This window comes from Streptomyces sp. NPDC111744, from assembly GCF_055634995.1.
In genome coordinates, this window is sequence record NZ_JBVKCG010000021.1 from 22334 (window position 1) to 43562 (window position 21229).

13 protein-coding genes are annotated in these 21229 nt (G+C 68.5%); 11 read left to right on the forward strand and 2 right to left on the reverse strand.

Annotated features, from left to right (window positions below; translation table 11 throughout):
• Window positions 1-430: 430 nt before the first annotated feature.
• Both ACZ7OO_RS34050 and ACZ7OO_RS34055 read left to right on the forward strand, forming a co-directional pair.
• Window positions 431-583 (forward strand): hypothetical protein, encoded by a 153-nt coding sequence (locus ACZ7OO_RS34050; protein WP_471510820.1) that lies wholly within the window; start codon window positions 431-433, stop codon window positions 581-583.
• A complete protein-coding gene (locus tag ACZ7OO_RS34055) occupies window positions 580-1041 on the forward strand; it encodes a hypothetical protein (protein ID WP_471510822.1) in 462 nt (153 codons plus the stop codon). Before ACZ7OO_RS34050 ends, ACZ7OO_RS34055 begins: the two co-directional genes overlap by 4 nt.
• 323 nt (window positions 1042-1364) lie before the next feature.
• Here ACZ7OO_RS34055 and ACZ7OO_RS34060 read toward each other — a convergent pair whose 3' ends face one another.
• A complete protein-coding gene (locus tag ACZ7OO_RS34060) occupies window positions 1365-1562 on the reverse strand; it encodes a DUF4236 domain-containing protein (protein ID WP_471510824.1) in 198 nt (65 codons plus the stop codon).
• A gap of 371 nt (window positions 1563-1933) precedes the next feature.
• Here ACZ7OO_RS34060 and acnA point away from each other — a divergent pair, with 371 nt between their 5' ends.
• The 4 genes from acnA (at window position 1934) to ACZ7OO_RS34080 (ending at window position 10903) form a co-directional block, all read left to right on the forward strand.
• Window positions 1934-4651, forward strand: coding sequence for an aconitate hydratase AcnA (gene acnA, locus ACZ7OO_RS34065; RefSeq protein WP_471510826.1), 2718 nt, complete (start codon window positions 1934-1936; stop codon window positions 4649-4651).
• A gap of 142 nt (window positions 4652-4793) precedes the next feature.
• Window positions 4794-5330, forward strand: a complete 537-nt coding sequence (locus ACZ7OO_RS34070) for a response regulator transcription factor (protein WP_471510828.1) — start codon at window positions 4794-4796, stop codon at window positions 5328-5330.
• Window positions 5327-6838 carry a HAMP domain-containing sensor histidine kinase gene (locus ACZ7OO_RS34075; RefSeq protein WP_471510830.1) on the forward strand — a complete coding sequence of 504 codons (1512 nt, stop codon included), beginning with the start codon at window positions 5327-5329 and terminating at the stop codon, window positions 6836-6838. Before ACZ7OO_RS34070 ends, ACZ7OO_RS34075 begins: the two co-directional genes overlap by 4 nt.
• A gap of 783 nt (window positions 6839-7621) precedes the next feature.
• Window positions 7622-10903, forward strand: a complete 3282-nt coding sequence (locus ACZ7OO_RS34080; RefSeq protein WP_471510832.1) for a GH92 family glycosyl hydrolase — start codon at window positions 7622-7624, stop codon at window positions 10901-10903.
• A gap of 50 nt (window positions 10904-10953) precedes the next feature.
• Here the strand turns inward: ACZ7OO_RS34080 and ACZ7OO_RS34085 are convergent, their stop codons facing one another.
• A complete protein-coding gene (locus tag ACZ7OO_RS34085; protein WP_471511018.1) occupies window positions 10954-14697 on the reverse strand; it encodes a GH92 family glycosyl hydrolase in 3744 nt (1247 codons plus the stop codon).
• 424 nt (window positions 14698-15121) lie between these two features.
• On the opposite strand from ACZ7OO_RS34085, the gene ngcE reads away from it, so the two are divergent.
• From ngcE to ACZ7OO_RS34110, 5 genes are all read left to right on the forward strand, one after another.
• Complete coding sequence (gene ngcE / locus ACZ7OO_RS34090; protein ID WP_471510834.1) at window positions 15122-16573, forward strand: N-acetylglucosamine/diacetylchitobiose ABC transporter substrate-binding protein; 1452 nt, start codon at window positions 15122-15124, stop codon at window positions 16571-16573.
• Between the two features lie 29 nt (window positions 16574-16602).
• On the forward strand, window positions 16603-17529 hold the full coding sequence (locus tag ACZ7OO_RS34095) for a carbohydrate ABC transporter permease (protein WP_471510836.1): 927 nt from the start codon (window positions 16603-16605) through the stop codon (window positions 17527-17529).
• A 4-nt stretch (window positions 17530-17533) separates the two neighbouring features.
• Window positions 17534-18436 (forward strand): carbohydrate ABC transporter permease, encoded by a 903-nt coding sequence (locus ACZ7OO_RS34100; RefSeq protein WP_471510838.1) that lies wholly within the window; start codon window positions 17534-17536, stop codon window positions 18434-18436.
• 250 nt (window positions 18437-18686) lie between these two features.
• Window positions 18687-19886: an ROK family transcriptional regulator gene (locus ACZ7OO_RS34105; protein WP_471510840.1), complete on the forward strand. Its 1200-nt coding sequence runs from the start codon at window positions 18687-18689 to the stop codon at window positions 19884-19886.
• Between the two features lie 121 nt (window positions 19887-20007).
• Window positions 20008-21114 (forward strand): sugar ABC transporter substrate-binding protein, encoded by a 1107-nt coding sequence (locus ACZ7OO_RS34110; RefSeq protein ID WP_471510842.1) that lies wholly within the window; start codon window positions 20008-20010, stop codon window positions 21112-21114.
• Window positions 21115-21229: the final 115 nt, after the last annotated feature.

Consider the following 21229-nt stretch of genomic DNA (forward strand, 5'->3'; position numbering starts at 1 on the left):
TTCCTCCTCGAAATGCGTGCCGACGGCGGCCACGGGAATTCCCGCACTCTCTCCCCACGCAGTGGGTATCCCAAATGTCTCGAAGGATTTGGGCGGCGGAAGGCGTGACCGGTGACGGTGACATATACGGCCGCGCCCTGAAGTTGCCGGACGGAGAACCGGAGCCCGGCGCGGATACGGGCGGGGGCGTTCGGCGGCGGACGCCGCCGGTCCTCAAGAGTTGTCTGGGTGACACCCCGACCTGCCCCTGCCTGGCCGCGCCGACGCCCGATGCGTGACGGGCTGCTGGCCAACTTGGGCGTGGTGTTCGCAGGCCAGAAAGCCGGAATCATGACCGACGCCCCCGGCCTGGTGGGCGGTCGCGGTACCGCTGGACTAGTGCCGGGTGCCCTCCCGCCGGGCCCTGCGTGACATCCTTTCCGGGACCAGCGTGCCGTGGATTCCGGTGGCCTCCTTCTCCGCCGATCCGCAGGTGGCCGGATACGGCTCGGAGGGGTTTTCCGAGATCGACATCACTGGCCGCGTCGCGGCGAATCACCGGATCATCTCCCACTTCTCCCGGCCCGCGAAGAAGCACGCATGACCGGCCCCGGAACTGATCACACCATCCGCCTTCCGGAACAACTCCAGCCCTCCAGCCTTACCCGCCCCGAACTTCTCCCGGACCGGCCGATCTGTCCGGCCGTCCCGACACCCGCCCGCACGGTTTCCGGAACATCGCGGACAGATCCCGTTCCCGTCGTTAAACACCGAGAACTGAATGGTGCCCGCGCTGATCGATTCAGGGCCGCCGCCGAAATCGCGGAGAAGATTCGGAAATCCGGGCCGCTCCAGCTGCGGGTCGAGGGTAACCGGTTCGCCGACGGGTCCGGCCCCTTCGCCGACGGCATCCGCGCCACGGGCGCTCCGGAGTGGCGAGGCGCGGTCACCGAGGTCGCCATCGGCACCGGCGTGCTGTCCGCCGACCGGGTGGACCGGTGCCTGAACTGCCTGCTCGACGCGGGTGTGGCGGGCGTCCGTCTGGGGTGGGCAACGGCCTGACCGGCAGGCACTTCGACCCCATCTCCCCGGAGCCCGACTTGACACGCTCTGACACGATTTCCGACACGCCGACGATCCGCCTTGTGGGTTCCCCGCGCCGCCGTCCGGAGCCGGACGGCGGCGCCCAGGTGATCGACGACACGACCTTCACCGCCCCCCATGTGAACAAGGCGGCCCGCACCCTCCTGGGGGCGCTGAGCGAACCCCGCACCGCACAGGACCCGGTGGCAACCCTCGCCTCCGCCGCCGACTGCTCCCCGGCGGAGGCCGGCCGGATGGCGCCGCGGGCCGGACCGCTCACGTCTCCGGTCCGCCCGCGGACGTCATCGCCGACGTTCCCGGGACCTGTGCCGCCACCCGAAGGGTCCGGGCAGATCCATCGACGTCGTCGCGCGTCCCGTGCTGCTGTGCGTGTGGCGGGGCCCGTGCCTGCCCCCGGTGGTGATGGACCAGGAGTGCCGATTGATGTTGAGGCGCACTCCGGGCAGGATCCGAAAGCTCTTCCGGAAGGTGAGCGGCATGACTGCGTCTCCTTTCGCTTCCTCCGTCGGCTACCCCCGCTCCGCCAACTGATGGGCGCGAAACCCGGATTCACTCACGAGCGCGCGATCGGAACGTGGAGATCCGCTCCCATGCGCCCGCTCGGGATGTGGTGACCAGCCCCCGGGGCCTGGCTCCGGACACGCCACGGGGACAGGGGGGGCGGGCCCGGGCATGACCATTCCGCGCCGGTGTACTAGAGTTATCTCGACATCGAGATATCTGCCCAGACGCACCGTAGCCGCCCCCTCTAGTAAGGCGTGCCTAACTTAGCCTGACCTTACTGGATCGGCCAAGTCGGCGTGGCGGCACGATTGACGGTGGTACGCGCACATCAATGAAGGAGACTGTCGTGTCGGCGAACAGCTTCGACGCCCGCAGCACGCTGCAGGTGGGCGACGAGTCGTACGAGATCTTCCGGCTGGACAAGGTGGAAGGCTCGGCTCGCCTTCCGTACAGCCTGAAGGTGCTGCTGGAGAACCTGCTCCGCACCGAGGACGGCGCGAACATCACCGCCGACCACATCCGTGCCCTCGGCACCTGGGACTCGCAGGCCCAGCCCAGCCAGGAGATCCAGTTCACGCCTGCGCGCGTGATCATGCAGGACTTCACCGGCGTTCCGTGTGTCGTGGACCTCGCCACCATGCGTGAGGCCGTCAAGGAGCTCGGCGGCGACCCGGCGAAGATCAACCCGCTGGCCCCGGCCGAGCTGGTCATCGACCACTCCGTCATCGCCGACAAGTTCGGCACGAACGACGCCTTCAGGCAGAACGTCGAGCTGGAGTACGGCCGCAACCGCGAGCGCTACCAGTTCCTGCGCTGGGGCCAGACCGCCTTCGACGAGTTCAAGGTCGTCCCGCCGGGCACCGGCATCGTCCACCAGGTCAACATCGAGCACCTCGCGCGTACCGTCATGGTCCGCAACGGGCAGGCGTACCCCGACACCCTGGTCGGCACCGACTCGCACACCACCATGGTCAACGGCCTCGGTGTGCTGGGCTGGGGCGTCGGCGGCATCGAGGCCGAGGCCGCCATGCTCGGCCAGCCCGTGTCCATGCTCATCCCGCGTGTCGTCGGCTTCAAGCTGACCGGTGAGCTCAAGCCCGGCACCACCGCCACCGACCTGGTGCTCACCATCACCGAGATGCTCCGCAAGCACGGTGTGGTCGGCAAGTTCGTGGAGTTCTACGGCGAGGGCGTCGCCGCCACCTCGCTCGCCAACCGCGCCACCATCGGCAACATGTCGCCGGAGTTCGGCTCCACCGCCGCGATCTTCCCGATCGACGACGAGACCCTCAGCTACCTGCGCCTGACCGGCCGCTCCGACCAGCAGGTCGCGCTCGTCGAGGCGTACGCCAAGGAGCAAAGCCTCTGGCTGGACCCGAAGGCCGAGCCCGACTTCTCCGAGAAGCTGGAGCTGGACCTGTCGACGGTCGTCCCGTCGATCGCCGGCCCGAAGCGCCCGCAGGACCGTATCGTCCTCGCCAACGCCGCCGAGCAGTTCAAGCAGGACGTCCGCAATTACGTGGACGTCGTGGACGAGGCCGGTGTCGAGTCCTTCCCGGCCTCGGACGCCCCGGCCCTCCGCCCCAACGGCGCCCCGTCCAACCCGGTCCAGGTCACCGCCCCCGACGGCACGACCTACACGATCGACCACGGCGCGGTCACCGTCGCGGCCATCACCTCCTGCACCAACACCTCCAACCCGTACGTCATGGTCGCCGCCGCGCTGGTGGCCAAGAAGGCGGTCGAGAAGGGCCTGACCCGCAAGCCCTGGGTCAAGACCACCCTCGCCCCGGGTTCCAAGGTCGTCACCGACTACTTCGAGAAGGCGGGCCTGACCCCCTACCTCGACAAGGTCGGCTTCAACCTGGTCGGTTACGGCTGCACCACCTGCATCGGCAACTCCGGCCCGCTGCCGGAGGAGGTCTCCAAGGCCGTCAACGACCACGACCTCGCGGTCACCTCGGTCCTCTCCGGCAACCGGAACTTCGAGGGCCGTATCAACCCCGACGTCAAGATGAACTACCTGGCCTCCCCGCCGCTGGTCGTCGCCTACGCCCTCGCCGGTTCCATGAAGGTGGACATCACCCGCGACGCGCTCGGCACCGACACCGAGGGCAAGCCTGTCTACCTCAAGGACATCTGGCCGACCGAGGCCGAGGTCAACGAGGTCGTCGCGAACGCGATCGGCGAGGACATGTTCAACAAGTCCTACGCCGACGTCTTCGCCGGCGACGCCCAGTGGCAGTCGCTGCCGATCCCGACCGGCGACACCTTCGAGTGGGACGCGGAGTCGACGTACGTCCGCAAGCCCCCCTACTTCGAGGGCATGGCCCACGAGCCGTCCCCGGTCACCGACATCACCGGCGCCCGCGTCCTCGCCAAGCTCGGCGACTCGGTCACCACCGACCACATCTCGCCCGCCGGTGCCATCAAGGCCGACACCCCGGCCGGCAAGTACCTCACCGAGCACGGTGTGGAGCGTCGTGACTTCAACTCCTACGGCTCCCGCCGAGGCAACCACGAGGTCATGATCCGCGGTACCTTCGCCAACATCCGCCTGCGCAACCAGATCGCGCCGGGCACCGAGGGCGGCTACACCCGCGACTTCACCCAGGCCGACGCGCCGGTGGCGTTCATCTACGACGCCTCCCGCAACTACATCGAGCAGGGCATCCCGCTGGTCGTCCTGGCCGGCAAGGAGTACGGCTCCGGTTCGTCCCGCGACTGGGCCGCCAAGGGCACCGCGCTGCTCGGCGTGAAGGCCGTCATCGCCGAGTCGTACGAGCGCATCCACCGCTCGAACCTCATCGGCATGGGCGTCCTCCCGCTGCAGTTCCCGGAGGGCGCCACCGCCGAGTCCCTCGGTCTGACCGGCGAGGAGACCTTCTCGTTCACCGGTGTCGAGGAGCTCAACAACGGCACCACGCCGCGCACGGTCAAGGTCACCACCGACACGGGCGTCGACTTCGACGCGGTCGTCCGGATCGACACCCCCGGTGAGGCCGACTACTACCGCAACGGCGGCATCATGCAGTACGTGCTGCGCAGCCTGCTCCGCAAGTAGCCTTCAGGGGCCTGTGAGGGCCGCGTCCCCGGTCAGCCGGGGGCGCGGCCCTTCGCCGTACCTGTGTGCGACCGCCGCGGGACATCGCCAGGGCTCAGCCGGAACACAGCATTCCCTCAGCGGACCGGCACAGACTTGATACATGTCTGCCACCGCAGGGTCCCGAACCGGCCGAGTCCGCGTCCTGATCGTCGACGACGAGCCCGTTCTCACCGAACTGCTCTCCGCCGCCGTCGCGGACGCGGGCCGGCGCCCCTACCCCGCGCTCGACGGACAGCCGGCCCTGCGACCGGCCCGCGGCAACACCCCGCACGCGGTGGTGCTCGACGGGATGTTGCCCGACCTCGACGGCCTCCAGGTACTGCGCAGACTGCGCTACGAGATGCCGAGGCTGCCCCTCCCGATGCTCACCGCCCACGATGCCGTCGAACACCGTATCGACGGGCTGGAGGCGGGGGCCGACGACTACGTCAGCCCGCTCCTGGACCATCCACGCCAGGTGCTGAGCAAGGCACAGATCCTCGACCACGTCTGGAGCACGTCCCTCGACGGCGGCGGCAACCTGGTCGACGTCTGCATCTCCAGCCTCCGCCGCAAGATCGACCGAGGCCGTACGCCGATGAACCACACCGTCCGCGGCATGGGCTATGCCGTACGCCCCGTGGAGGACGGCAGATGACCGCCCGGCTGCGGAGCCGGTCGCTGCGCACGCGGCTGCTCGTCTTCATCACCGCCGTCCTGGTCTGCGTCTGCGCAGTGATGGCCCTGACCACCGTCTTCGTCCAACGTGCCTATCTGATGGGCAACCTGGACGACCGGGTGAGCGATGCGGTCGAGCGCAACGCGGGGGGCGCCGCCCTGCATCCCGGGCTGACCCGCGACCTGACCTTCCTCAACGAGGGCGGCCAGCCGGCCGGCATGCTCGCAGCCCGCATCGACACCCAGGGCGACATCCTCAGCGCGGCCGTGATCACCCAGGACGCGCCCCCGCGCTCGCTCACCACCGCCCAGACCCACGCCCTCAAGGGCCTCGCACCGGACGGCTCGCCCGACACCCGCACGGTTCCCGGCCTCGGCACCTACCGGGTGGCCGCCCTGGACGCGAGCGGCGTCCGCGTCGTGACCGGCCTCCCCATGGACGACGTCCTGGACACGATCGGAGACCTCGTGGAGGTCGAGGTCGCGGTCGCCGCGGTGGGTCTCACGGTCGCGGGCTGCCTGTGCGCGGTGGTGATACGACGACAGCTGCGTCCCCTCGGCCGGGTCGCCGCCACCGCCGTCGAGGTCTCCCACGCACCCCTCGGCCACGGCCAGGTCACCGGCCTGACCCGGGTACCGGAACGGGACACCGACCCCGGCAGCGAGGCCGGCCAGGTCGGCGCCGCCCTCAACCGCATGATCGACCATGTCGAGACCTCCCTCGCGGAACGCCGGCGCAGCGAGGAACAGGTGCGCCGCAGCGAGGAGCGCATGCGCCGCTTCCTGGCCGACGCCAGCCACGAACTGCGCACCCCGCTCGCCTCGATCGCCGGATACGCCGAGTTGATGAACCGCGGCACCGACCCCATCGAACCGGGCCTGGCCTGGCGCCGGGTCAACGCCGAGTCGGCCCGGATGCGCAGTCTGGTCGAGGACCTGCTGCTGCTCGCCCGTCTCGACGAGGGACGGCCGCTGCAGTCAGCCGAGGTCAACATGGCCGCGCTGGTCGCGGAGGCGGTGTGGGACGCGCGGGTGGCGGGCGCCGCTCATGTCTGGCAGCTGGAACTCAACCTGGACGGCCCGGCGTCGGTCCTGGGCGACGAGGCCCGGCTGCACCAGGTGGTGGCCAACCTGCTGGCCAACGCGCGGATGCACACGCCCGCGGGTACGACGGTGACCGCCACGGTCGAGGCCACCGCCGCCACGTGCGTGATCCGCGTCCACGACGACGGGCCGGGCATCCCGCCCGAGCTCCTTCCCGCCGTCTTCGAACGCTTCACCCGCGCCGACTCCTCCCGCACCCGCGCCGGTGTCCTGGAGGGCGGCTCGGGGCTGGGCCTGGCCGTCGTCGCGGCGATCACCACGGCCCACGACGGCCACATCAAGGTGGAGAGCACTCCGGGCCGCACGGAGTTCATCCTGGAACTCCCGCTGGCCGAACTCCCGTCGGCCGACACCGCACTAGGGGCCCGGCCCGCCTCCGTATAGTCCCTGCGGAAAGCGGCACCGGGCGGCGCGGGGCCGACCTACCCTTGCCGGATGACATCCACCGACCCTCTCCTGAGGGCCCTGCAGGACCCCGTGGACCCGCCGCTGCGACCGCTCCCGGAGCGGGCGGCGGTCCTGTTGCGGGACCTGGACGCGCCGCCTCGGCTGGCGGCCATCTGCGGGCGGTGCACGACGTGGCCTGCCGGCTGGTCGACTGGGTGGAGACGCGCTACCCGCAGACCCGCCTCGACCGGGACGCGGTGCTGCCCTGCCCGTGGCAACGGCGAGGTCACCGCCATCCACGACCCCGGCGACCCCACCGAACCCCCGCCCGGCACCTGCACGGCCACCCGGAGCACGACCTGCGGCCATGTGGTCCGGGGCGAGGGCGGGGACACCGCAACCGCCCTGCCGGGTCGGTTGACGTCGCTGGTCCGCTCTGGGCGGACCCGGTGTAGGTGCACACCGGGTCCGCGAGCCGGGCAGGCGAGGGGGTGGGGGCCTGCCCGGGGGGAAGTGGCTCGAACTGCCTCTTGCGCACTCTGCTGTTCGGCTTGTGTCGATGCCGTGACGCACGACAACGTTGTCTCATGGTCTGTACATGACTCTACCGCCTCAACGGACAACGATGTCAACCCGCTTCGGGTAACCCGACCGGGTGAACTGAGACCCTTCCTGCCGAGATGTACGCGGTCTTCCGTGCTACGGGTGGCGCACGTTACTGTCCCTGCGGCTTGTGCGACCTGTGGTGCGCGACCCGTCCTGAGGAGGAGGGGCCGCGTCATGCGTTTCCGTCCCATGTCCCTGCTGCTGGCCGCGGTGCTCGCGACCGGCGGTGCCACCCCCGCCCTCGCGGCGACCGCGAGCGGGCCACCCGAACTGGTCCCCCAACTGGTCAAGGACCCCACGGCGTACGTGGATCCGCTGATCGGCACCAAGAACGGCGGCAACACCTTCCCGGGCGCCGTCGTGCCGTTCGGCATGCTCTCCTGGAGCCCGGAGAACACCAGAGGCGACGCGACCAGAACCGCCGCGCCCGGCGGCTACCAGTACGACGCCACCCGCATCCGCGGCTTCAGCCTCACCCATATGTCCGGCACCGGCTGCGCGGGCGGCAGCGGCGACATCCCGTTCTTCCCGTACGCCGGTGAGGTCACCTCGTCCCCCGCGAGCGACACCAGGGACGCCGTCTACGCCTCGGACTTCAGTCACAGCGACGAGACCGCCGAACCCGGCCACTACAAGGTCGGTCTCGCCTCCGGCGTCACCGCCGACCTCACTGCGACCACCCGAACCGGCTCGGCCCGGTTCACCTACCCGGACGGAAAACCGGCCTCGTTGCTCGTCCGTACCGCCAACTCAGAAGTGGGCTCGGCCGATTCGACGGTCACCATCGACCCGGCCACCCGCACCATCTCCGGCTCGGTCACCTCCGGCGACTTCTGCGGCTACCTCGATGCGGAGGCCCAACGCGCCTACTACACCCTGTACTTCACGGCCCACTTCGACCGCGCCTTCACTGCCACCGGCACCTGGCAGGACGACAGGCTCACCCCGGGGTCGACAACCGCCTCCGGCGGCACCGGCGGCTTCGCGAACGGCGGGCGTCCGGTCGCGGGCAAGGGGACGGGCGGATACGTCGGGTTCGCGCCCGGCACCGGCCCGGTGAACGCCAAGGTCGGTATCTCGTACGTCAGTCAGGCCGCCGCCGAGGCAAACCTCAGGGCGGAGAACCCACCCGGCCGCTCCTTCGACGCCGTCCGCGAGGCGGCCCACCGCGCCTGGCGCGACCGCCTCGGTGCCCTCCGCGTCGGCGGCGGCACGGACACCGACCGCACCACCTTCTACACGGCCCTCTACCACTCGCTCTTCCACCCGAACGTGATCAGCGACACCGACGGCCGCTACCGGGGCAGCGACGACCAGGTGCACCGCGTCGGACGCGGCCACCGGGCACAGTACGGCACCTTCTCCGGCTGGGACGTCTGCCGCGACCAGGTCCAGCTGCTCACCCTGCTGGATCCCGGGACCGGCTCGGACATCGCCCAGTCGCTCTACGAACTCGCCCGGCAGAACGGCGGGGTCTGGGACCGCTGGCTGCACGGCGCGAGCGGCACCCACGTCATGAACGGCGACCCCTCGCCCACCGCCCTCGCCGGCATCCGCGCCTTCGGCGGCACCGACTTCGACCTGAAGGGCGCCCTGGACTCCCTGGTGAAGGCGGCCACGGTACCGACCGCACAGGACCTGTCGCCGGCGGGCAAGCCTGTGCTGTCGGTAGGCCAACGCCCCTCCCTGGACAAGTACCTGGACAAGCACTACATGCCCTCCGTGTCGAACGCCTGGGGTGGCGCGGCCGAGACGCTGGAGATGTCCACGGCCGACTTCGCCCTCTCCCAACTCGCCTCGGCGGCAGGGGAGAAGAGCACCGCGGCCGCCTTCGCCGACCGTTCCCAGTGGTGGCAGAACAACTTCAACATCGCCGCCGATCCCACCGGCGGTTACATCGCCAACCGCAAGGCCGACGGCAGCTGGGTCACCGGCTTCACCCCCGCCACCGGCAACGGGTTCGTGGAGGGCACGGCCGCCCAGTACACCTGGATGGTCCAGCACAACCCGGCCGGGCTGTTCGCCGCGATGGGCGGCACGGACCAGGCCCTCGCCCGCCTCGACGCCTTCTTCCACAACAACGACGGCAGCTGGGCCTTCACCGGCAGCGGGGGTGACAAGTCCGAACTGGACAACGAGCCCTCGGTCAACGTGCCCTACCTGTACGACTACGCGGGCGCCCCGTACAAGGCGCAGCAGACCGTCCGCGCGGCCATGACCACGCTCTGGTCCACCGGTCCGGGCGGTATCCCGGGCAACGACGACCTCGGCGCGATGTCGTCCTGGTACGTCTTCTCGGCGCTCGGTATGTACCCCCAGGTCCCGTCCCGCGCCGAACTCGTCCTCGCCTCACCCCTGTTCGAGCGCGTGGAGATCGACCGCCCGGGCGCCAACGACATCTCGATCCGCGCCCGGGGAGCGGCCGCGGACGCCCCCTACGTCCAGTCCCTGAAGGTCAACGGCCGTGCCAGTGACCGACCTTGGCTCGACAGTTCCTTCGTCCGTGACGGCGGCCGTCTCGACTACACCCTCTCCGCCACCCCGAACCGCACCTGGGGAACCTCCTCCGTGCCGCCGTCCTTCCGCCAGGGCGAGCAGCCGTACCAGATCGGCGTCGGACCGACCACCGCGACGCTCGCCCCCGGTGACAGCGCCCAGGTCGCCATCCGCGCCCTGTCCCTCACGGGCGGCACCGGCCCGGAGGTCCGCTTCCGGGTGGAGACCCCGGACGGCGTCAAGGCCACCCCGGCCGAGGGCACGGTGACCGACGGCTCCCAGCAGATAACCCTCTCCACCACCTCCGATACCCCGCAGGGCTATTACGACGTGCAGGTCACGGTGACCTCCACCGGCACCTCCTACTCCCAGCCGGTCGCCCTGACCGTCGCCGCACCGGGCACCCTCCTCGCCGCCTACGACAACACCGGTGTCTCGGACGACGTCGGTGACCACGACGAGGCCGACTTCGACGGCGGCGGCTGGAGCTACTCCCGGCAGGCCCTCGCCGCAGCCGGACTCACCGCGGGAGCCCCGGGCACGGTCGACGGCCTGACCTACACCTGGCCGAGTGCCCCCGCCGGCCGCCGCGACAACGCGACAGGGGCGGCCCAGACCATCGAACTCGCCACCCCGGCAGGCAGGTTGTCCTTCCTCGGCAGCGCCACCAACGGCAACCAGTCCGCGCCGGCGACGGTCACCTACACCGACGGCACCACCGGCACGGTCGATCTCTCCTTCACCGACTGGACCGTCGGCGGCGGAGGCGGCACCGTCCAGTACGGCAACGAGACCGTGGCGAAGACCGCGTACCGCAATGTCGCGGGGGCGGACAAGGACCCCGTGGCGACCTACGTCTTCGCGACCAAGCCGTTCAATGCGCCGGCGGGCAAGAGCATCAAGAGCGTCCGGCTCCCTGAGAACACCGACCTGCACGTGTTCACCCTCGCCACCGGGTGAAGAAAGGGGGGCGGACCCGAACGGGCCCGCCCCCTTCTCCGTGCCGTGCCTCAGGCCAGCAACTCCACCTCCGACAGCGTCGATTCGCCGTCCAGGACGAGCCGGTAGTGCGCGTACGTCCCGGGCGTACGGACCGTGAACGCGCGGGTCTGCAGGTCCCAGGTGAAGGTCTCGCCCGAACGCCGGTCCACCGTCCGCCAGTCGGTGCCGTCGGTCGAGGCCTGGAGGGTCCAGCCCGTCGGGGCCTTCGTGTGGTCCGCCGGTGAGGTGAGCGTGTACTGGATCCCCTTGACCGAACTGCTCACCGGCAGGTCCGCCGAGGTCACCGCCTGCTCCGTCGCCGACGTGTTGTCGAACAGGGAGCCGTCACCCTTCAGGACGTCCGCGCGCGGGGTGGGGACCTTGTCGTCCTCGGCGATCGAGACCGGGCCGGCGTTCTTGCCCGTGCCCCAGGTCGACGGCTTCGGGCCCATCGCGAAGTCGATGATCCCGCCCTTGGAGATGAGCGAGTGGGGGAGCGAAGTCGACGTCCAGATACGGCCGTTGACCCGCACGCCCTGCACGTAGACGTTCGTCGCGCTGTTCCGCTGCGCCCGGATCACAAGGTCGTGGCCGTTCTCCAGGTGAACCGTCGCCTTCTTGAACAGGGGGGAGCCGATCGAGTAGTCGCCGCTGCCCATCGCCAGCGGGTAGAAGCCGAGAGCCGAGAAGAGGTACCAGGCCGACTGCTCGCCGTTGTCCTCGTCGCCGTGGTAGCCCTGGCCGATCTCGCTGCCCAAGTAGAGCCGGGAGAGCGCCTCGCGGACGTAGGCCTGGGCCTTCCAGGGTTCGCCGGCCGCGTCGTACATGTAGATGACGTGGTGGGCGACCTGGTTGGAGTGGCCGTACATGCCCATCCGGACGTCCCTGGCCTCGGTCATCTCGTGGATGACCCCGCCGTACGAGCCGACGAAGTCGGCGGAGGCCGTCTCGGGTGTCGCGAAGTACTCGTCCAGCTTGTCCGCGAGTCCTGCCCGGCCGCCGTACAGGTTGGCGAGGCCCCGGCTGTCCTGCGGGGCGGTGAAGGCGTAGCCCCAGCCGTTGGTCTCGGTGTAGTCGTAACCCCACACCCGCGGGTCGTACGACGACGAGTCCACCCGCCACCTGCCCTGGGCGTCCTTGCCCTGGAAGAAGCCGGCCTTGGAGTCGAAGAGGTTCACATAGTCCTGGGCGCGGTTGAGGAAGTAGTCCGACTCCTCCTTGTAGCGCTTCTCGCCGGTCTTCTTGTACAGGGCCAGGCCCATCTCGGCGATGCCGTAGTCGTTGACGTACCCCTCCATCGCCCACGACAGGCCCTCACGGGTCTCGTCGCTGGTGTAGCCGAGGAAGGGGGAGGTCGACATGCCCTTGCGGCCCACGCCGGAGGAGGGCGGGACGACCGTCGCGTTCTTCAACGCCGCCTCGTAGGCCGCTTTCGCGTCGAAGTTCACGCCCTTGACGTACGCGTCCGCGAACGCCACATCCGAGGAGGTGCCGGTCATCAGGTCGGCGTAGCCGGGGGAGGACCAGCGGGAGGTCCAGCCGCCGTCCTTGTACTGCTGAACGAACCCTTCGACCATCTCGCCCGCCTGACTGGGCGTCACGAGTGAGTAGGCCGGCCACGTCGTGCGATACGTGTCCCAGAAGCCGTTGTTGACGTACACCTTGCCGTCCACGATCTTCGCGCCGGTGTGCGTCGGAGTGTCCTGACTGGTCATCGGCGAGAAGGGGGAGGCGTACTGGTCCTTCGAACCGACCTTCTCGAAGCCGGAGTTGGGGTACAGGTACAGCCGGTACATGCTGGAGTAAAGGGTGGTCAGCTGGTCCGCGGTGGCGCCCTCCACCTCGACCTTGCCGAGCAGTTGGTCCCAGACCTTCTGGGCATGCGTCTTCACGCTGTCGAAGGCGGTGCCGTCCGGGATCTCCTGGCGCAGGTTGTCCTTCGCCTGGTCCAAGCTGATCAGGGAGGTGGCCAGGCGCAGGGTGACGGTGTGGTCGGCGCCCGTGTCGAAGCGCAGATAGCCCTTGACCCCGCTGGAGTCGCCGCCCGTCACCGGCTTGTCGAAGACGCCGTAGACGAAGAGGCGGGTGGCGCCGGTCGACAGGCCGGACTTGACGTCGGAGTAGCCGGTGACGACCCCGTGCTCCTCGTCGAGGGTCAGGCCCGCCTGCTCGGTGACGTTGTCGAAGATCACGCTCGCGTCGTCGCCCGGGTAGGTGAAGCGCAGCGCTGCGGCGTGATCGGTCGGCGTTATCTCGGCCTTGAGGCCGTTCTCGAAGCGCACGCCGTAGTAGTACGGCCGCGCGGTCTCGTTCTCGTGCCGGAAGGCCAGCTCGCGTGCCTCCCGGCCGGTGTCCGGGGTGCCGGCGGCGACGGACGGCATCAGCTGGAAGGTCTGCCGGTCGCCCATCCAGGGGCTGGGCTCATGACTCGCGCTGAACGCCTGGATCGTCGGCAGGTTGTCGTCGTTGTTCGCGCGTGCGTACTCGTACAGCCAGCTCTCCGAGGACGCGTTGGTCACCGGCGTCCAGAAGTTGAAGCCGTGCGGCAGGGCCGTCGCCGGGAAGTTGTTGCCACGCGAGAAACTGCCGCTGGAGTTGGTGCCGCGGGTGGTCAGCGCGTAGTCGGACAGATGCGCCTTGGGCTTCTCGGGGGCGACGCTCCTGATGTCCACGTCGTCGATCCAGCCCCGGAACTTGGCCGGCCCCGCCGGCGAGTCGTACCCCACGAGTATCCGGTCGACGGTCTTGCCGGCCGCGACCGAACCGATCACCGACGAGACATCGTTCCACTGGTTGACGTACAGCCCCTTCGACGCGCCCTGCCCGCGCGGCGACAGCGCGAACCCGTGCTGGTCCACGGCCCCGAGGCCGCTCAGATACGTGCCGTCGGTGAAGGCCAGGTCCACGGAGACGTTGGTGGCGTCGTAGTCGAGGTCGCCGTCGGCCATCGAGGGGAAGATCCGGTACGACAATCGTGTGTCGCGGCCGACCTTCACGTTCACGTCGAAGACCCTGTTGAACGAGTACGCCCGTCCGCTCGCCGTGTGCCGGCCCGCGTAGCGCAGCGCACGGGTCCCGGTGAAACCGGCCCGTGCCTTCGCGGTCGGCGAGCCGCTCGGGCCCTTGTCGACCAGCGAGAGCATGTCCTGGGGCACCGGACCGCCGCTGCCGCCCGTGGAGAACTGGACGTCGGCGATCTGCAGGATGTCCGGGGCGCCGTTGTTCTTCGTGACGTCGAGCCGGAAGTGCTGGTACTCGGCGGGTGCGGAGAGGTCGTACGACCTGGTCTGGAACCGTTCGGCGAAGCTCTCGCCCGTGCGGGTGTCGACCGTCTTCCAGTCCTTGCCGTCCGTCGAGCCCTGGAGGGTCCAGTCCGCGGGGTCGCGTTCGGCGTAGTCGTTCGCCGAGGTGAGGGCGTACGTCACCAGCTTGACGGGCTTGTCGAAGTCGAACTCCACCCAGCCGGTGGGCTCGAAGGTGAGCCACTTGGTGCCCGCCTCGCCGTCGACGAGGTTCTCCTTGACCTCGCCCGCGCCGGTGTTCTCGCCGCTGGCCCGCATGTCGGTCACATGGTCGGTGACATTGCCGGGGATGCCGGTGGTGTAGCCGCCGTCGACGCCGGAGGCGCGCGGGGCGCCGCTGGGGTCCGTGTCGACCGTGTCGGTCCACTCCGGTGACGGATCGCCAGACTCGAACGAGGAGGCGAACTGCGTCGCGGCGGCCGGTGCCCTGGCCGGCAGGGCGACCGCGGCTCCCTGGGAGCCCAGGGTCATGACTACGGCGGCCGTGATCACGACCGCCGTACCAGATCTGTGTCCTGTTCTTCGCTGCGTTCTCCGCTGCATCACAACGGGTACCCTCCCTGCCACATGAGACAACGTTGTCAGATGCGTGGCGCAGGAACCAGTAGGTGGTCAAGTGGTCCGTGATGTCAAGGGCGTTGGCTGCGGCATTCAGGGGTCTATGTCGGCTCTTTTTCCGGCAAGGCGTACTCAGGTCGCTCAGATTTCCGACAGGTCTCAACTAGGAAAAGACCCTTGGCCAACCTTGCATTCGATCTTGCCCCGCTGGCGTGAAGTGGACTATACCTGTCGGCGTTTCCTGAGTGACTTCCTGCACGACCCAGCACTACCCGACCGCGGTGCCGGGGAGGATCCGGTTCACCGCCTGAGTCCTGGAGAAGGCGAGGACTTGAGCATGGGATCCACATCCGCAGCCAAGCATGGTTCCGAAGGCGTCGGCCGCCGCGATCTGATCAAACGGTCAGCGGCACTCGGCCTGATTTCGGTCCCCACCGTCGGATTCCTCTCGGCCTGCGCCAGCAGCGGCGGAGGCGGCCAGTCCAAGGACAAGGCCGGCAAGAAGACGACCAAGAACCCGCTCGGCGTCAACGACACCGCCCAGATGGAATTCGTCCTCTTCGACGGCGGCTTCGGCAAGGAGTACGCCGAGGACGCGGTGAAGATCTACGAGAAGGACTTCCCGAAGGCCAAGGTCAAGTTCTCCGCCACCCAGAAGATCCAGTCCACCCTGCAGCCCCGTTTCAACCAGGGCACCCCGCCGGACCTCATCGACAACTCCGGTGCCGAGCAGATGGACATGGGTGTGCTGGTCGGCAAGAACCAGCTGGCCGATCTCACCCCGCTCCTCGACGCGCCGTCATATGACGACCCGAACAAGAAGGTCCGCGACACGCTGCGCCCCGGCATCGTCGAGATGGGCCAGTTCGACGGCAACCCGGTGTGGATCATGTACTACGCCTACACGGTGTACGGCGTCTGGTACTCGCAGAAGGCCCTGGACTCGCTCGGCGCGGAGTACCCGCAGACCTGGGACCAGATGATCGCCGTCTGCGAGAAGGCCAAGAAGAAGGGCATCGCCGGCTGGACGTACGCGGGCAAGTACCCGTACTACATCCCCTTCTCGCTGTACCCGATGATCGGCAAGGTCGGCGGCGTCGAAGTCCTGAACGCGATCGACAACCTGGAGCCGAACGCCTGGAAGCACCCGGCCGTGAAGGCGTGTTTCGAGGCCTACTACGAGCTCTACAAGAAGGGGTACATCCTCAAGGGCACCCCCGGTCTGGACCACATCCAGTCGCAGACCGCCTGGGCGCAGGGCAAGGCGCTGTTCATCCCGAACGGCTCCTGGGTGGAGAACGAGTCGGCGAACGTCATCCCCTCCGACTTCAACCTCGCCGTCTCCGCGCCCACCGGCATCGACAAGAACGACAAGATGCCGTTCGGCACCATCTGGGCCTCCGGCGGTGAGCCGTTCATCGTCCCCGCCAAGGCGCAGAACGCCGAGGGCGGCATGGAGCAGTTGCGCATCATGCTCAGCGAGGCGTCCTCCAAGAACTTCACGTCCAAGGTGAAGTCGCTGACCGCCTACAACGGCGGCACCGACGGCATCACCCTCACCCCGGGCCTCACCTCCGGGGTCGCCGCGCTGAAGCTGGCCGGGTCGAACGTGGTCAACCCGCGGCTCCAGGACTGGTATGTGCAGCTTCAGAAGGAGAAGATCGGCGTGGCCGGTCTCGGCGAGATGATGGCCGGCCGACTGACCCCGGCGGAGGCCATCAAGAAGATCCAGGGCTTCGCCGACGAGGCCGCCAAGGACAGCTCGATCAAACACTACAAGCACCAGTAACCGGAAACCCTCACCGCACCGGAGTGGCGATGCAGCACGGCAAGTACCGGTTCATCGTGGGGTTTCTGACGTTGCCCCTCGGACTGTACGCGCTCTTCGTGGTGTGGCCGTTCATCCAGTCCATCTACTACTCGTTCACGGACTGGACCGGCCTGAGCCCCGAATTCAAGATGGTCGGCCTGGACAACTACCGGAGGATGCTGCACGACGAGATCTTCTGGAAGTCCTTGCAGCACAGCTTGATGTTCGCGGTCGTGCTGCCGCTGGTGACGATCAGCCTTGCGCTGTTCTTCGCCTTCATGATCAATGTCGGTGGTCGCAGAAGGAGGGGCGGCCCGGTCGTCTCCGGTGTCCGGGGCTCTTCCTTCTACAAGATCGTCTATTTCTTCCCGCAGGTGCTGTCGATCGCGATCGTCTCGCTGCTGTTCGCCTTCGCGTACAACCCGGACAGCGGCGCGATCAATTCACTGCTGCGCGGAATTGGTCTGGACAGTATCCAGCCGCTGTGGCTCGGCGACCCGAGCCTGGCACTGTGGTGCGTGATGGCCGTACTCGTCTGGTCCACGGTCGGTTTCTTCGTGGTCCTCTTCTCAGCGGGCATGGCGTCCATCCCCACGGATCTCTACGAGGCCGCCCTCCTCGACGGCGCCGGCCGGGCGACGACCTTCTTCCGCCTCACCCTGCCGCTGCTGTGGGACACCGTGCAGTCCGGCTGGGTCTACATGGGCATCCTCGCGCTGGGCGCCGAGTCGTTCGCAGTCGTACAGATCATGACGACCGGACCGGGCGGCCCCGACTACTCGACGACCGTGATGGTCCTGTACGTGTACCAGAAGGCGTTCCGGGACGGTCAGGCCGCCTACGCCACCACCATCGGCGTCGCCCTGCTGGTCGTCACGCTCGCCTTCGCGGCGGTCGTGATGCGGCTGGGCCGTCGCGAGCGGCTGGAGTACTGAAGCGATGACGACGACCGAGACCGACGCCACCGTCACCAAGGCCGAGGCCGCGCCCGCGCCGAAGCCGCCCCGGCGGCGGCGCGAGGGCGGGATCCTCAACGCCTTCTCCCACGGCATCCTGGTCCTCTGGGCGGTCATGGTGGTCATGCCGCTGCTGTGGGCGGTGATGACCTCCTTCAAGGACGACAGATCCATCTTCAGTTCGCCCTGGGCGCTGCCGGACAGGCTGCACTTCGACAACTGGGCGCGGGCATGGACCGACGCCAACATGAGCGACTACTTCCTGAACACCATCCTGGTGGTGGGCGGTTCACTCATCGGCACCCTGGTGCTCGGCTCGATGGCGGCCTACGTCCTGGCCCGCTTCGACTTCCCGGGCAACCGCTTCATCTACTTCCTGTTCGTCGGCGGCATGAGCTTCCCGATCATGCTCGCGCTGGTCCCGCTGTTCTACGTCGTGAACAACATGGGCCTGCTGAACACGATCCACGGCCTGATCCTGGTCTACATCGCGTACTCGCTGCCGTTCACGGTCTTCTTCCTCACGGCGTTCTTCCGCACCCTGCCCACCTCGGTGGCCGAAGCCGCCTTCGTCGACGGCGCCTCCCACACCCGCACGTTCTTCCAGATCATGCTGCCGATGGCCAAGCCCGGCCTGATCAGTGTGGGGATCTTCAACTTCCTGGGCCAGTGGAACCAGTACATGCTCCCGACGGTCCTCAACACGGACCCCGACAAGCACGTCCTCACCCAGGGTCTGGTCCAGCTGGCGGTCAGCCAGGGTTACAAGGGCGACTGGTCGGGCCTGTTCGCCGGCCTGGTGATGGCGATGCTCCCGGTCCTGGCTGCGTACATCATCTTCCAGCGCCAGGTGGTGGCGGGCCTGACCGCGGGTGCTCTGAAGTAGGCGCCGCCCATTTGGTGATCCACCCCTCCCACACCCTCTCCGACCTGCTCATCAGTGGCCTGGACATGTCCAACGCATGTCCGCCGGGAAACCGCCGAGCCGCCAACGATTTCTGTCAAGGACTTGACGGCGGTAACCCGTTCAGCAGAGCTTGGAGTTCATAACTTGTAAGTGACCCGGTTCCAGTGATGTGACTTGGGTCACGTTGGCGGCACCGTGGCCGCCTCCGATGGCGGGAGTGGATGGGTCGATGGAGACTCCGGGGTCGCAGTCGTCGCTGCACCGAGCCAACCTGGAACGTGTCGTACGGGCCGTACGGCTGGCCGGATCGCTCACGCAGGCGGAGATCGCGCGCACGACCGGCCTGTCGGCGGCGACGGTCTCCAACATCGTGCGCGAGCTCAAGGACGGCGGAACCGTCGAGGTCACGCCCACATCGGCGGGCGGCCGCAGGGCCCGCAGTGTGAGTCTCAGCGGTGACGCCGGCATCGTCATAGGGGTCGACTTCGGCCACACCCACCTGCGCGTCGCGATCGGGAACCTCGCCCACCAGGTGCTCGCCGAGGAGTCCGAGCCCCTCGACGTGGACTCGTCGTCCAGCCAGGGCTTCGACAGGGCGGAAGAGCTGGTCAACCGCCTGATCGCGGCGACCGGCGTGGACCGCTCGAAGATCGCCGGCGTGGGCGTCGGCGTCCCCGGCCCGATCGACGTGGAGTCCGGCACCCTCGGCTCCAGCGCCATCCTGCCCGGCTGGATCGGCGCGAGACCCGCCGAGGAGCTCAGGCTCCGCCTCGGCGTCCCCGTGCACGTCGACAACGACGCCAACCTCGGCGCCCTCGGCGAGCTGGTCTGGGGCAGCGGCAAGGGCGTCCGTGATCTCGCCTACATCAAGGTCGCGAGCGGTGTCGGCGCCGGTCTGGTGATCAACGGGAAGATCTACCGGGGCCCAGGCGGCACAGCGGGCGAAATCGGCCATATCACCCTCGATGAATCCGGCCCGGTCTGCCGCTGCGGCAACCGAGGCTGCCTGGAGACCTTCGCGGCGGCCCGCTACGTGCTGCCGCTGCTCCAGCCCAGTCACGGCACCGAACTGACCATGGAAGGCGTCGTACGGCTGGCCCGGGACGGTGACCCCGGCTGCCGTCGGGTGATCGCCGACGTCGGCAGGCACATCGGCAGCGGTGTGGCCAATCTCTGCAACCTCCTGAATCCGAGCCGGGTGGTCCTCGGCGGCGACCTCGCCGAGGCCGGAGAACTGGTCCTGGCGCCGATCAGGGAGTCCGTGGGGCGCTATGCGATCCCCAGCGCCGCGCGTCAACTCTCGGTGCTTCCGGGGGCACTTGGCGGCCGTGCGGAGGTGCTCGGCGCGCTCGCTCTCGCGCTCAGCGAGATGGGCGATTCGACCCTTTTGGACGGCACGTTGCCTGTCGTTACACCTGCCTTCACTTAGAGAACGAATGGCGCCGTTGCCATCTCGTTAGTATTTACTTCTTGACGCCGCAGTCACGGCCGAGTTGACTTCCAGCCACCTCGGCCGCAGCGTTGCGGCCCTGTCAGGGAGGCACCCCCAAATGAACGCAACGATGCGTAGAGTCGTGATCGGCACCGCCGCGGTTTCCATGGCTCTGTCGCTCGCCGCCTGTGGCAAGGCCGGCGGCAAGAGCAGCAGCGACTCGTCCAGCAGCAGCTCCTCCGGTGGTAGCAAGACCATCGGCCTGCTGCTTCCCGACAGCGTGACCGCGCGCTACGAGAAGTTCGACAAGCCGTACTTCGAGGCGAAGGTCAGCTCGCTGTGTGCCGACTGCAAGGTCGAGTACGCGAACGCCGCCGGTGACTCGGCCAAGCAGGCCCAGCAGGTCAGCAGCATGATCACCAAGGGCGTCAAGGTCATCGTGATCTCGTCCCAGGACGCTGCCGCCATCAAGTCCTCCGTGCAGGCCGCCGTGGACAAGGGCATCAAGGTCGTCGCGTACGACCGCCTCGCCCAGGGCCCGGTCTCGGCCTTCGTCTCCTTCGACAACGTCAAGGTCGGCGAGCTGCAGGGCCAGGCCCTGCTCGACGCCCTCGGCTCCAAGGCGACCCCCAAGTCCAAGGTCGTCATGATCAACGGTGACGACGCCGACCCGAACGCCGCGCAGTTCAAGCAGGGTGCCCACAAGGCGCTGGACAGCAAGGTCGACGTCGCCTACGAGCAGTCCGGCCTCTGGAAGGACACCACCGCCGCACAGAAGATGAAGGCGGCCATCACCCAGCTCGGCGCCAAGAACATCGCGGGTGTCTACTCCGCCAACGACGGCATGGCCGGTGGTATCGCCACCACCCTCAAGGGCGCCGGCATCAGCGGCATCCCGCTGACCGGTCAGGACGCGGAGCTCGCCGGTATCCAGCGCATCGTCGCCGGCACCCAGTCCTCCACCGTCTACAAGGCGTTCAAGCCGGAGGCCGAGGCCGCCGCCACCATCGCGGTGGACCTGCTGAACGGCAAGAGCATCTCCTCGCTCGCCACCAGCACGCAGACCAGCGGCTCCGGCGACAAGGTGCCCTCGCAGCTGCTGACCCCGGTGTCGGTCACCAAGGCCAACATCAAGGACACGGTGATCAAGGACGGTCTGTACACCGTCTCCGACATCTGCACCGGCGAGTTCGCCAAGGCCTGCAAGGCCGCCGGCCTCCAGTAGTCCGGCCCGGCGTCCCGGAGCCGTCCGGCTCCGGCCCGTCAGCGCCCGGGTGATCGCAGTACGACACCCGGGCCCCGGCCGCCCGGCGCACCCGGCCCCTCCACAGGGCGCCTCG

Excerpts from the sequence above, each read along its gene's own strand:
- ngcE (WP_471510834.1), top strand. The coding sequence starts at position 15,122 with ATGGGATCCACATCCGCAGCCAAGCATGGTTCCGAAGGCGTCGGCCGC.
- ACZ7OO_RS34095 (WP_471510836.1), top strand. The coding sequence starts at position 16,603 with ATGCAGCACGGCAAGTACCGGTTCATCGTGGGGTTTCTGACGTTGCCC.
- ACZ7OO_RS34075 (WP_471510830.1), top strand. The coding sequence starts at position 5,327 with ATGACCGCCCGGCTGCGGAGCCGGTCGCTGCGCACGCGGCTGCTCGTC.
- ACZ7OO_RS34100 (WP_471510838.1), top strand. The coding sequence starts at position 17,534 with ATGACGACGACCGAGACCGACGCCACCGTCACCAAGGCCGAGGCCGCG.
- ACZ7OO_RS34060 (WP_471510824.1), bottom strand. The coding sequence starts at position 1,562 with ATGCCGCTCACCTTCCGGAAGAGCTTTCGGATCCTGCCCGGAGTGCGC.
- ACZ7OO_RS34110 (WP_471510842.1), top strand. The coding sequence starts at position 20,008 with ATGAACGCAACGATGCGTAGAGTCGTGATCGGCACCGCCGCGGTTTCC.
- ACZ7OO_RS34080 (WP_471510832.1), top strand. The coding sequence starts at position 7,622 with ATGCGTTTCCGTCCCATGTCCCTGCTGCTGGCCGCGGTGCTCGCGACC.
- ACZ7OO_RS34085 (WP_471511018.1), bottom strand. The coding sequence starts at position 14,697 with ATGACCCTGGGCTCCCAGGGAGCCGCGGTCGCCCTGCCGGCCAGGGCA.
- ACZ7OO_RS34070 (WP_471510828.1), top strand. The coding sequence starts at position 4,794 with ATGTCTGCCACCGCAGGGTCCCGAACCGGCCGAGTCCGCGTCCTGATC.
- ACZ7OO_RS34105 (WP_471510840.1), top strand. The coding sequence starts at position 18,687 with ATGGAGACTCCGGGGTCGCAGTCGTCGCTGCACCGAGCCAACCTGGAA.
- ACZ7OO_RS34055 (WP_471510822.1), top strand. The coding sequence starts at position 580 with ATGACCGGCCCCGGAACTGATCACACCATCCGCCTTCCGGAACAACTC.